At 41.6% G+C, this 13,023-nt stretch carries 8 protein-coding genes; 5 read left to right on the top strand and 3 right to left on the bottom strand.

Annotated elements, in window-relative coordinates; genetic code table 11:
• Window positions 1–323 precede the first annotated feature (323 nt).
• A complete protein-coding gene (locus AXF12_RS08575; RefSeq protein WP_066430265.1) occupies window positions 324–908 on the top strand; it encodes a phosphatase PAP2 family protein in 585 nt (194 codons plus the stop codon).
• 4 nt (window positions 909–912) lie between these two features.
• Window positions 913–2,181, top strand: coding sequence for a DUF2851 family protein (locus AXF12_RS08580; RefSeq protein ID WP_066430267.1), 1,269 nt, complete (start codon window positions 913–915; stop codon window positions 2,179–2,181).
• Here AXF12_RS08580 and AXF12_RS08585 read toward each other — a convergent pair.
• Window positions 2,178–2,747: a hypothetical protein gene (locus AXF12_RS08585; RefSeq protein WP_066430269.1), complete on the bottom strand. Its 570-nt coding sequence runs from the start codon at window positions 2,745–2,747 to the stop codon at window positions 2,178–2,180. The two genes, AXF12_RS08580 and AXF12_RS08585, sit on opposite strands and share 4 nt — an antisense overlap.
• A gap of 74 nt (window positions 2,748–2,821) precedes the next feature.
• Window positions 2,822–4,528, bottom strand: coding sequence for a phospho-sugar mutase (locus tag AXF12_RS08590; protein WP_066430274.1), 1,707 nt, complete (start codon window positions 4,526–4,528; stop codon window positions 2,822–2,824).
• 1,364 nt (window positions 4,529–5,892) lie between these two features.
• On the opposite strand from AXF12_RS08590, the gene AXF12_RS12315 reads away from it, so the two are divergent.
• The 3 genes from AXF12_RS12315 to flxY all read left to right on the top strand — a co-directional run bounded on the left by AXF12_RS12315 (window position 5,893) and on the right by flxY (window position 11,430).
• Window positions 5,893–8,010: a T9SS type A sorting domain-containing protein gene (locus tag AXF12_RS12315; RefSeq protein ID WP_066430276.1), complete on the top strand. Its 2,118-nt coding sequence runs from the start codon at window positions 5,893–5,895 to the stop codon at window positions 8,008–8,010.
• An 85-nt stretch (window positions 8,011–8,095) separates the two neighbouring features.
• Window positions 8,096–10,099, top strand: coding sequence for a transglutaminase domain-containing protein (locus tag AXF12_RS08600; RefSeq protein ID WP_066430278.1), 2,004 nt, complete (start codon window positions 8,096–8,098; stop codon window positions 10,097–10,099).
• 20 nt (window positions 10,100–10,119) lie between these two features.
• Entirely contained in the window at window positions 10,120–11,430 is a 1,311-nt protein-coding gene (gene flxY / locus AXF12_RS08605; RefSeq protein WP_066430279.1) for a flexirubin biosynthesis putative acyl-CoA ligase FlxY, read from the top strand.
• Window positions 11,431–11,571: 141 nt separating this feature from the next.
• On the opposite strand, the gene AXF12_RS08610 is transcribed toward flxY, so the two are convergent.
• Window positions 11,572–12,990, bottom strand: a complete 1,419-nt coding sequence (locus AXF12_RS08610; protein ID WP_066430281.1) for a CCA tRNA nucleotidyltransferase — start codon at window positions 12,988–12,990, stop codon at window positions 11,572–11,574.
• Window positions 12,991–13,023 lie beyond the last annotated feature (33 nt).

Consider the following 13,023-nt stretch of genomic DNA (forward strand, 5'->3'; position numbering starts at 1 on the left):
ATTTCGTTGATGCCCACTCCCCTTTACCTTCATAAAAAGCAGCTCCTCCCTCCACAGAAAAATATCCTACCGAAGCACCATCGAACCACCTTCGAAGGACGAACGAACCACTACCGAAGGAAGAGAACAAGAAAAACATCTCCCCTCCGACTGGTCTCTGGTACAATATTAGAAAAATAACCCAAAAAATTCCTATTTTACAAAAACAGGATAACTTTACCAAACCTTGCGATCTTAGTATGCTACTGTTTTATTTACCTAAAAAACTTTCGTATGTCAAAATATTGTAGTACTTTTGTCCACCAATTAAACCATTTACACGAATGCTCGAAGAAATCATCGCAAGAGATAAAGAATTACTCCTCTACTTCAACAACTTAGGAAGCGAAGCCTTCGATGGCTTATGGCTCTTCATCACCAATCCACTCAGCTCCATACCTATATATGTATTCCTGCTGTACCTCTGTTTTAGGCACTTCCATTGGAAAAAAGTACTACTTATTCTCATCTTTGTAGCACTGATTATCTTAGTTACCGACCAAACTGCCAACCTCTTCAAGCACGGCTTTGAGCGTCTGCGCCCTTGCCACGACCCCTCGCTCATCCCTCAGATGCGAATGGTCACCTGTGGCGGGATGTACGGCTTTTTCTCAGGACACGCAGCTAACACCATTGCCGTAGCAACGTTTTTTACCCTTGTGCTGCGCAAGCACGTAAAGTGGATCGCCTACCTACTCTTCCCGTGGTCACTGATCATCAGCTATAGTCGTATCTACTTAGGTGTTCACTTCCCTGGCGATGTAACCGTAGGACTCTTGATGGGGATCCTTATAAGCAGTATCTTTTATGTATTCTTCGTGAGAATAAACCAACGGGTACATCTCCCCGAGAAAAACACTCAGATTTAGAATTATGAAAGAGGATTTTTTGCATTATCTGTGGAAATACAAGAAAATTCCCACCAAAATGTACACTTCTGAAGGGGATTTGATAGAGATTCTCTCCTTTGGAACCTATAATACCCTCGCAGGTCCTGACTTTTTCAATGCACAAATCATCATAGGAGGACAAAAGTGGGCTGGAAGTGTTGAAATGCACCTAAAATCATCCTATTGGTATGCCCACCACCACGAAAAAGACCCAAGCTATCACAATGTAATCCTCCACGTAGTCTGGGAGCACGATATAGAGGTTTTTGACAACAATAGCCAACCCATTCCTACCTTAGAATTGAAGAGCTTTATAGATAAAGAGCTTATAAATCACTATAAAAGCACACTAAATGCACAGTATAATTTTATTCCTTGCGAAAAAAGTCATCATTTAGTCCCTGACATTGTCACCATAACGTGGAATGAGCGCCTTTTCGTAGAAAGACTGGAAGAAAAAGCAGTATTTATTGAGATGCTGTACAACAATTGCAACTTCGACTGGGAGAAAACACTATTCCTAATGCTCTTAAAGAGTTTTGGGAGTACCGTCAACGGCGAATCTTTTATCTCTATAGGAAGAAATATTGACTTTTCCATCATCAGAAAGGAAAGAACTCACCCACTGCACCTTGAGGCACTCCTATTGGGGCAAGCTAATCTACTGATGCCCAATAGTGAGGCGCATTACCAGAGCGAACTGTATAGCACCTATCGCTATCTCAAGCAGAAGTATAACCTCACTGATACTCTTATAAAGGTCACTTTTACAGGATTGCGCCCACAAGGCTTCCCTACTATCAGGCTCTCACAAGTGGCTCAACTCTATGAAAAGAGTAACGTCCTTTTCAGTAACCTAATGGAAGCTACCTCCTTTACAGAAGCCAAAGAACTCTTAGGTTCAAGCACTTCTGAGTTCTGGCAGACACATTACACCTTCCAAAAAACATCGAAAAAAACAACCAAACAACTCAGCAATCAACTCATTGAACTCCTGTGGATCAACACGGTTGTCCCACTAAAATACTTATACTTTAAAACCTTAGGAAAGGATATTTCTGAGGAACTAATGACAGAGATGAAGAAATTATCCCCTGAAACGAACACAATCATCACTCAATTCAAGAATTTAGGAGTGAAAATAGACTCAGCTTTCGATTCTCAGGTGCTTTTACAGCAATACAAGCACTATTGTACACCCAAACACTGCTTAGACTGTGCAATAGGCATCTCATTGCTAAGAAATAACTAACCGAATAGCCTTTTTGCCTCGTTATAGGCACTCTCAAAAGCTAAAAGGTTGATATGCGTTGACAGTTGCAACTTTTGTAAAAGAGACACGAGCTTCTCAGTTGGAATATAGGGGCTATGTATCTGGCAAGCACGTGTTGTACTGTAATAATGGTCACAACCTACTTGGCAAGTGGCTGTCACTTTGTGATGCCAATCTTCTGAAAAAGAAAGCTGTAAGGCAAAAGCTATATTGCTGTAACACTGTTTGAGCTGTCCAAAGAGTTCACACAAAGAACGCTCCCCTACCCTGTTTGCACCCTCTTGTAAAACAATATGGTGTACACCTTTGGCTTGTAAAGAACCAATCTCATCCAGTATCGCCTCGCAGTTCTCAATAAGAGGGAGCTTCACTATAAGCCGCTTCTGTTCTCGTTCAGTTTCACTCAGCTTACCCTCTTCTACTTCGCTTAGATCGATGCCTTCAAAACCAACCGATTGCAGCATTGTGATGTACTCTACAAGTGTCTCTGTTGAGCAGTCTGTTACTTTAGGTAAGCTCTCTGTAATCTTAATATAGTGAACCATCTCTAAAAAAGAATATAAAAACTGCCTGAAAAGTGCTTGTTATCTCACCTTTCAGGCAGTTATCTATGAGTTTTCTACTTTAATTTCAATTCCTCAACAATACCTTTAATCTTGGCATCGAGCTGAGCTTCTACAGTTTTGTAGTCTTCCACCTTTGCCAATGGAGCATTGACACTAAAATAGAACTTAATCTTAGGCTCAGTACCGCTTGGACGGGCAGCTATTTTAGTGCCTTTCTCAGTGTAATAGATCAACACATTCGATTTAGGAATGTCAATCTCTTTTACTTCACCTGTGATTTGGTTTTGGGCTTTCGAACTTTGATAGTCCTCAATCATAGTAACTCTCTCACCACCAATAGTTTTAAGTGGGTTCTCACGCAGATTAACCATCATTTGCTTAATCTCCTCAGAGCCTGAAATACCTTTCTTCACCAAAGAAATAAGATATTCTTTAAAGAAGCCATATTTCACATACGCCTTTAAAAGTTCACGGAAGAAAGAGCTCCCAGCTGCCTTAGCAGTTGCGGCTATTTCACAAGCTAAGAGCGTAGCCGTCACTGCATCCTTGTCGCGCACAAAGTCGCCAACCATATAGCCAAAACTTTCCTCACCTCCTCCGATAAAGGTCTCTTCCTTAGCCTCACGGATCATCTTTGCAATCCATTTAAAGCCTGTCAAGCCCTGCTTATAACCCACTTTATAGGCTTTAGCAATCTCGGCTATCATAGGAGTAGATACAATAGTTGAACCGACAAACTCATTGCCCTTAAAGCCTTTCTCTTGCGCTTTATGAAGCAAGAAGTCGGTCATTACCACCATTGTTTGGTTACCATTCAGAAGACGCATTTTATCATCTAAGTCACGCACTGCCACACCAATACGGTCACAGTCGGGGTCAGTACCAATAACGATATCTGCACCTACTTCCTCTGCCTTTTTCAAGGCTAAAGTAAGTGCCTCTGGCTCCTCAGGGTTAGGCGATTTTACCGTAGGAAAGTTGCCATTAGGCACACGCTGTTCTTCCACGATATGTACATTGGTAAAACCTGCGCGCTCCAATACGTCAGGCACCATTGTAATCGAAGTACCGTGAAGTGAGGTAAACACAATGCTAAGCTTATTCTTATCGCGTGCACCAAAGCTAGCATGAGCAATACTTTCCTTAGCAAAAGCATTGTCAATATCTTTATCTATGTAGGTGATAAGGCTTTCGTTAGCTTTGAAGTTGATATCTTTGAAATCAATCTTGTCTATAGCTGCCATCACATCAGTATCCTGAGGAGGAACTAACTGCGCCCCATCTTCCCAATACACCTTATAGCCGTTGTACTCAGGAGGGTTATGTGAGGCAGTAAGCACGATACCACATTGGCATTTGAGATGCCGCACCGCAAAGGATAGCTCGGGTGTAGGTCTGAGGTCAGAAAAAAGATAAACTTTAATCCCATTGGCTGAAAAAACATCAGCTACAATTTTAGCAAAGGGCTTAGAGTTATTGCGACAGTCGTGTGCAATAGCTACCTTAATTTCCTGATTAGGAAAACATTGGTGCAGGTAGTTACTCAGTCCTTGGGTATTCTTGCCAAGTGTGTACTTATTGATACGGTTGGTACCAATACCCATAATACCACGCATCCCACCCGTACCAAACTCTAAGTTTTTGTGGAAAGCCTCGTTGAGATCATCAGGATTGCCACTAATGAGCTCTCGTACTTTTGCTTGGGTTTCAGCATCAAAGACATCTGATAGCCAAGTCTTTGCAATTTCAATACTTTTCATAATACGAATATTTAAATCTGTGCTCTGGTTAAAATACACAGTGATTATTTTCCGCGCCAAAAGTACGATAAACTTTCCAAGTGCACAAACTATTTTACATATTTTTTTTGAAAAAAGATTATTGACATTTTTATTTCTCTCATTTGAAATAATGTTGTAAATTTGCAGCCTAAACCAAAATAAAGAAAATGAAAAAGATTGTTTTAATTATAGTTGTGTTGTTGTACTCTATCCACAGTATAGCGCAAGAAGGAGTTACTCCTGAGGAAAAGAAAAAGTATGGATATTATATGCCTCTTTTTGAGATAGATAAAAAAGAATCTTCTATTTATTTTGATGGAAAAAAAGAAGATATAATATCTGCTGAAATAGAAAGACCTTATGGAAGTCAATTTTTACCTATTGATGTAAAAGAAGTCCCTGCTTGGATAAATATATCAGTTGATATAACCGGACCAAGAGTAGGCTTCAAAAAAATATTTAAAATTATTAATGAGGATGCATCTCCATATGGTGCTTATTTAGTCACTACTGGTAATAAAAGAAGTGGAATTTTTTCTCATGATGGGGAGGGATTTGCATTTAGTTCTATAAAATACATTGTGTCTTTCAGATATCAGATGATTCCTTTACATACTCTTACTTTTCACCGTATATATAGTAGCTTTCTTCCAAGTGATATAAGAATACCTTTATTCGCTAAAGATGGATTTAGCTCAAAACTGTACGCTTATGAATACCAGCTAATCAATGACCCAAGCCATAAATGGGTGAAAATGGAATACGGATTAGGACATAGCAATTTAAATGTATGTGCAAAAGATATTTTTGAAGATAGTAAATTCCCTGATATATATGGAGAGCAAATTAATTTACGTGTCGTTTCATATGATTTAGGAAAAGCAGAAAAAGATGAGCTAGTCTCTTGGTCTGACCCACTAAGATTTACAATTCTCCCTTCAGGTCCAGAAATAATAAATAAAACTATCACTCCCCCTAAATGCGATGGAGAAACTGGTTCTATTACGCTAGCTTTTAGTCGAAAACTTATAGGAGATCCAAATGAATATGAAACTAATAAAAAAAAACTTGATGATAAGGATTGTTCCTATTTGGGAGAAACATTATCATTTTCTATTAAGAACCATACTTTAAATAATGCCATTAATTATAAAAATGATACTACCAAAATATTACTTACAACTAATACACTTACATTATCTGATATACCCTTTCGAGAAGGAACTAATTATTATGAAGTTCAATTATTTGGAAAATACTACTATAAAAGTTCGTCAGGGTCTCGTAAAAGCATTTCTCTCTATACCGATGGGGAAAAACAGTCTTTTCGATTTTCCGTCACTATGCCCTCAGCGCTCACAGCAACCGCCACAAGCGCCAATATCACCTGTCACGGTGCCAATAACGGCTCCATCACCTTCAACATCGCAGGCGGCACGCCTCCCTATAGCTACAGCATTGCCAAAAACAGTGCCCCATTCTCGCCCTATACCCCTTTTAGCGATAGCTCCAATAAAATCACAAATCTTGCCGCGGGCAACTACAACGTTCATATTCAAGACGCTAACGGTTGCTCAGTAAAAGATGGCATGGGCAACCCTATAAACTTCCGCTTTACCATCACAGAGCCCCCTGCCCTATCCATCAAAGCTGGAACAGAAAGTATTACCCATATTACTACCCCAAATGCAAATGACGGAGCTTATAACGCAACTCTTGAAGGCGGTAATGGCAATACTTACACAGGCACCCTCACCAAGATTGGCAGTACTTATCAAAGCCAGCAAATAGGTAACGTATTTAACTTTCAAGGCCTCTCCGCAGGCGACTATCGCTTTGTCGCTGCCGACAGCAAGGGCTGTACGACCCAAACCACCTTTACCATAAAGGATTACGTCCCTATGCAAGTCACCATCACCGTCACTCAGCCCATCTCCTGCCATAGTGCCAACCCCGACCCCAACGACAAGGACGAGAACCTCAACGGTATCGGCGATAAAAACGAAAACGGCACCCTCTCCGCCTCAGTCACTGGCGGATTAGGCAATTACAAGTATCAGTGGTTCCAGCAAAAAAATGGAACTCCTATAAAGATGGAAAATAAACAAGAGCCTATTCTTAAAAATTGCTCAGAAGGTATATACTCTCTTCAAGTAAAGGACTTTTCTAACAATGTCGTCACCCAAACCGTCCAACTAAAATTCCCTGAAAAGCTCAACATCCGTGTGGAGGCGCCTCTGATGCAATGTTCACAGCCCAACAGTGGCACTGCCAAAGTCTTTGTCACAGGGGGGAATCCGCCCTACCACTACCGCTGGAGCAATGGCGATACCACCAACAGCATCAGCAACCTCACTGCTGGAAAGTACCTTATCACTGTTACTGACCATAACGGTTGCAGCACACAAACGCAGGTCATCCTCAAATTCCCCGACGCCATCGAGGTGCAACCCATTGTCCAGCACAACCGTTGCTATGGTGTCGCCGACGGGAGTATCTCCCTAAAAATCTCTGGGGGCAAAGGCGCCATCACCATACAGTGGTTCGACAGCACTGGAAAACCTATCACTGAGCACCTTAGCGCCGATAAAAAGCAACTAACAGACTTAACCGCAGGTACTTATAAGGTCGTCCTCAGCGATGAGAGCGACTGCCCCACCGTCACCGAACTCATAGAGGTAAAGCCCGCCGCCGAAATCCCGTTTAGCTTCCCCGATGAGATAACCCTTTGCCAAGGCGACTACTACCTATACACTGTCAGCGACACCGATTTTACCCAATGTTCTTGGGTTGATAGCACAGGCAAGGAAGTCGCCACAGACAACACTTTTAGTGCTACCCTCGCAGGGGTTTACACCCTAAAAGCCATATACAAAGGAAGTTGTCAGATCACCAAGCAATTCACCGTAAAACAGAAAAACGAGACTTTCGAGATGGATTTCCTCGCTGCCACCACCTCTTATTACGATTACACACTCAAACTCATCGACATCTCAAAACGCATTGACTCCGAGCAATGGCTTCTACCTGAGGGAGTTGAAATGATTTCACAGCAAAATCGTGAAGCTGAGATCCGTTTTCCCAAGGAGGGCGTTTACACCATCGGGCTTCAAGGCACACTCGGCGGTTGCACCAAGCGCGTCTACAAAAAATTCTGGACGGAGAAAGATCGGATCGGTATCGGAAACAGCGACGATTTTCACAAGCGCATCAGTGTGCTGGTAGTGCCCAACCCAGCAGGCAGAGGCACTGCCCCCTACATCAAAGTCGAGATGACCGAGAAAAGTCCTATCAACGTTCGTATATTCAACATCTTAGGACAAGAGCTCTTCAACAAAGATTTCCCCGCCGAAGAGCACTTCAAGATCCTCACCAACTCCCTCACCCTCTCCGCTGGCGACTACATCGTAATCGTCCAAGCCGATAAAGACATCATCGCCGCCAAAATGGTCATAAATTAAACAGAGAAAAAAATCTCTAAAAGTTTTGTATACTCATTTATTTTGGCTATCTTTGCCGCCGTTTTAAAATCTTATACTCATACAAATGGAAATAGAAAACAAAGAACTTTACCGCTTTGTAGCAGCACCTGAATGGGCACAGTCCCTTACAGATGAGGAAATGATTAAACTGCTAGTAAATAGTGATTTTGCCCGCGAGGTAACCGAAGAGGGGCGTGATTACTGCTACTTCCTACATAAATATATAAAAGTGGATAACGATCGCACTTCTGAGTATGCCTTTATGGCGTATACACTTACGCAACCTGAGAACTTAGAGCGTGCTTCTATGTACGATATGGTGCTTGAGGAGAATGAGTTCTATGAAGTAAATCGCATTGCAGTGTATCGCAATGGGCAACTCATTGATAAAACGAGTGACACCACTGTAAAAGTACTTGACAATGAGAGTGAGAGCAACCGTGGGGTGATCAGTAGTTCAAAGAAACTCAATCTCTCTATAAAAGACTTGCATTTGGGTGATATTCTCATCTTGGAGGATATCAAGGTAAAGGTATTTACGGAGAAGGAATTTTTGCGCCGAGATTTTGTAAAGCATATACTCATCAGTCCAGATGTATATTGGGCTTACGGCAAGTATCATTATAAGTTTATCAACGATAGAGACAAGCCCGTAGCCTATAAGAAGTTTTTCTATCGTGATGCGCAAGGTAAATTGTTACCAGAGGTAAAAGGTCATTTGGATAAAGGTCAGAGCTTTGAAATCTTAGAGTATGACTTTATCAATCCTGTTGACCCCAATCGTGAGATATTCCCATTTATTGACTTTGCAACTGAGGCTAATTGGTATGACTTATCGAACTATATCTACCCACTTTACAAGGAGGCTTTTGAGGCTAAATTAGAAGATTTTGCACCTGATTTTACACAGAAATTAGATGCTATGAACAGTCTTGACGAAAAGATAGAGTACGTAATTGAATATGTACAGAATAATATATACTATCTATACAACGCCGATGAGATGAACGGTCATAAACCACAAGAGCCACACCTCACTTACCAGAATAAGCAAGGAGATTGTAAAGCAAAAAGTGTACTAATGAAAGTAATGCTGGCGTATCTCGGGGTAGAGGCTGATGTCGTATTGGTGAATTACAACTCGGATTTCTATCTGAAGTATTACCTACCTTCTCTATTATCATTTAATCACGTAATTGTAAAGATCAAATATAATGGAGAAGAATACTTTGTAGATGCTACAGATCGTAACCGATTTGGCAGGCTTGAAAAACGTGCTGTCTTGTCATTCTGCCACTATATGGAGATTGCACCCGATAATATACTCAAGATAAGGAAACCAACCCATTTCCCAGATTACTGCATTGATGAAAAGGTGCGTGTAGAGGTAAAAGAAAACAAGGGAACGATTGTATTAGAGACTACTTACCGCTTTAATAGGGCTGATGGTATTCGTTCTTACTTTAAATCAACTAGCAAAAAGGAGATACTCGACAGCTGGAGTAATGCTTTGTATTACAACCTGAACTATTGCAATGATAGAAAAGGAAAGGATTTACGTGATATCTTTAAAGACGCTAAGATTGAGATTACTAAAGATGACAAGGTAGAGAATGAAGTAGTAACACGCTATGAAGCACGCCTTGATGAACCCTATTTTACAGATCAGCAAGGAAAGCGATTCCTTATGTACTTCGATGGTAGTGTAGTAAAGAATAATGTTAGAGAGTTTCAGCATAGTGACTCGAGTTTTTGGCATAGTTTTGACAGTGAACGCTATGATATTGAACTTCTCACTGATGAGAATATTGATACCAAAGAGAAATACACCGTACAAGAGTGTGATATTAACAATCTCTACTTTAAGCATAAGACAGAGAAGTTCATCACCAAGCACTCAGGTAAAGTAGTGGTGGAATACGACCCTCTGACCAATATTGAGGTGCCCTTAGATCAATTCGAGGCTTTGCGCGAAGATTATCACATTGTTGCCGACAGCAACTACGGCATCGGCATCGATATCGTCGAAAAAGGAATCGGAGGATGGTTAAAACGCATTTTTAAATAACATATTAAAGGTAAAAGAGCGTGAAAAATCAAATCCCAACCATAGAACAAGCCTCCGAGAAGGAAATCATCGCCTTCCAAGAGCAAAAACTACGCGAAATGATCGCTTATATCGCTGAAAAATCCGTCTTCTATCAGCGATTATTCAAAGAAAACAATATTAATCCGAAGGACATACAGTCAATCGCCGATTTAAAGCGCATCCCCACTACCAATAAGGACGATTTGCAGCAATTCGGCGATGATTTTCTCTGTGTTGATAAGCAGATGATCGTTGATTATGCATCCACATCGGGCACTATGGGCACGCCCGTAACTTTTGGGCTTACCGATAGGGATCTCGACAGATTAGCCTACAACGAATCCATATCACTTGCCTGTGCTGGCATCCAAAAAGGGGATATTATACAATTAATGACCACTATCGACAGGCGTTTTATGGCTGGTTTGGCATATTTTCTCGGTATTCGCAAGTTAGGAGCCAGCATTGTGCGTGTAGGAGCGGGCATTCCCGAGCTGCAATGGGATTCTATTCATATTTATAAGCCAAAATACCTCATAGCGGTGCCTTCTTTCCTGCTAAAAATGATAGAATATGCCGAAAACCACGCTATTGATTACAGAAACTCATCCGTAAAGGGCGTTATTTGTATCGGTGAGGCTTTACGCGATGAACACTTTGAGAACACCCTTCTCACTGATAAAATATTGCAAAAATGGGAAGGATTAGAGCTATTTTCTACCTATGCTTCCACCGAAATGAGCACCACCTTCACTGAATGTAGCGAAAAACGCGGCGGTCATCACCATCCTGAGCTTATCATCACTGAAATTCTCGATGATCAAGGACAAAACGCCCCTGAAGGAACCGCAGGAGAGCTTACTATCACCACTTTGGGCGTTGAGGCGATGCCTCTTTTGAGATTCAGAACGGGAGACATCGTTTTTATGGAAAAAAAGCCTTGCTCGTGTGGGAGAAACACAATGCGCATAAGCCCTGTGATTGGACGCAAGCAGCAGATGATTAAATACAAAGGAACCACGCTTTATCCGCCCGTGCTGATGGATTTGCTTGCTACTTTTGACGAGATTGACAATTACATCATCGAGATTAACACCAACGACATCCTCACCGACGAGATATTGATACGTGTGGGGACAAAAAAACCTACCCAAGAGCTCAAAGAAGCCATTTGCAATCATTTTAGAGCTAAAATACGTGTGGTTCCTCGAATAGAATTTTGTAATATCGAAGATTTGGACAAAGAAATCTATCCTAAAGGCAGTAGAAAGCCTGTTCGATTTATAGATAAACGAAAAATTTCGTATTAAAGTTTTTTTATTTAAAAGTTTCAGAATTTTTAGTCTTTGTACTTGTTTAAGAAAGTATAAAGTAACAGATCTTTTTTACAAGATAACGAGTAAAAAAGATCTGTTGTTGTATTGATTACAAACGATGTCCTTGCTAATTTATTACTTAGCTTCTATTTTTAGTTCCTTAGCCTTGTCAAACATAAAGCTTTTGGCTTCTTCGTATTCGTTAGGTATTTTTCCTTCGAGGATAGCCTCTTTTATAGCTTCTTTAAGTACACCCACTTCTCGGGAAGGCGGCAAATTAAAGGTCTGCATTATTTCTTCACCAGAGATAGGCGGTTGAAAATTGCGGATATGGTCTTTTTCTTCAACCTCTACCACCTTTTGACGTACGATTTGGAAGTTATCGTGGTACTTTTTGAATTTTTTAGGGTTCTTCGTGGTAATATCTGCTTCGCAAAGGGTCATTAAATCGTCAAATTCGTCTCCTGCATCGAAGACGAGCCGCCTAACTGCGGAGTCGGTTACCACATCATCAGCGATAATGATAGGCCGAGAGCTCATTTTCACGATTTTTTGTACGTATTTCATCTTTTCATTGAGCGGAAGGCGCAATCTTTTGAAGAGATGGTACACCATTTTGCTGCCGACGAACTCGTGTCCGTGGAACGTCCAGCCTATTTTTTTGTTGAAGCGTTTGGTAGGTGCCTTGCCGATGTCGTGGAGTAGGGCAGCCCATCGCAGCCATAGGTTGTCGGTGTGTTCAGCGATGTTGTCCACTACCTCGAGGGTGTGCCAGAAGTTATCTTTGTGGCGTTGCCCTTCTTGTTCTTCGACGCCCTGCAAAGCGATGAGCTCAGGGAGGATATAATGGAGGAGCCCCGTTTCAAAAAGGAGCTTTAGCCCTATGGAAGGTTTCTCAGCGGCGAGTATTTTGTTGAGTTCGTCAACAATTCGCTCGTTGGAGATGATTTTTAGGCGGTTTTTGTTCTTTGTGATGGCGTCGAGCGAGTTTTTTTCAATCTCGAAGCCGAGTTGAGTGGCGAAACGGATGGCGCGCATCATCCTGAGGGGGTCATCAGAGTAGGTAACGTCAGGATTTAAGGGGGTACGGATAATTTTTTGGTCTAAATCGTGCAATCCGTTGAAGGGATCGATGAGTTCGCCGAAGTTATCCTTGCCGAGGGAGAGCGCCATCGCATTGATAGTGAAGTCGCGGCGGTTTTGATCGTCTTGCAGCGAGCCGCTTTCCACGTAAGGCTTGCGCGAATTAGCCTCGTAGCTCTCGCGGCGTGCCCCGACAAACTCAATATCGAGGTTGTCGGACTTGATCATCGCGGTTCCGAAGTTTTTAAAGATAGATACCTTGGGATTATTAGGGAGCTGCTCAGCCACTTTCTCAGCCAGCGAGATGCCGCTGCCGATGGAGACGATGTCGATGTCCTTGGGGAGCTTTTTTCCTAAGAGATAGTCGCGTACAAAGCCACCAATGACGTAAGTTTCCACGCCTGCTTCTGTGGAAATGTCGCTAATGAGGTTAAAAATAGGGTTAGTGAGTGCTTCTGTATATTTTGTCATTTTTTACTGTTAAGTGCTTGGTAATTAAGTGTG

The sequence above is a fragment of the Capnocytophaga haemolytica genome, assembly GCF_001553545.1.
Classification (GTDB): domain Bacteria; phylum Bacteroidota; class Bacteroidia; order Flavobacteriales; family Flavobacteriaceae; genus Capnocytophaga; species Capnocytophaga haemolytica.

Bases quoted from the DNA above. Each gene is read 5' to 3' on its own strand.
- AXF12_RS08610 (WP_066430281.1), bottom strand. From the start codon at position 12,990: ATGACAAAATATACAGAAGCACTCACTAACCCTATTTTTAACCTCATT.
- AXF12_RS08580 (WP_066430267.1), top strand. From the start codon at position 913: ATGAAAGAGGATTTTTTGCATTATCTGTGGAAATACAAGAAAATTCCC.
- AXF12_RS08585 (WP_066430269.1), bottom strand. From the start codon at position 2,747: ATGGTTCACTATATTAAGATTACAGAGAGCTTACCTAAAGTAACAGAC.
- AXF12_RS08575 (WP_066430265.1), top strand. From the start codon at position 324: ATGCTCGAAGAAATCATCGCAAGAGATAAAGAATTACTCCTCTACTTC.
- AXF12_RS08590 (WP_066430274.1), bottom strand. From the start codon at position 4,528: ATGAAAAGTATTGAAATTGCAAAGACTTGGCTATCAGATGTCTTTGAT.
- AXF12_RS08600 (WP_066430278.1), top strand. From the start codon at position 8,096: ATGGAAATAGAAAACAAAGAACTTTACCGCTTTGTAGCAGCACCTGAA.
- AXF12_RS12315 (WP_066430276.1), top strand. From the start codon at position 5,893: ATGCCCTCAGCGCTCACAGCAACCGCCACAAGCGCCAATATCACCTGT.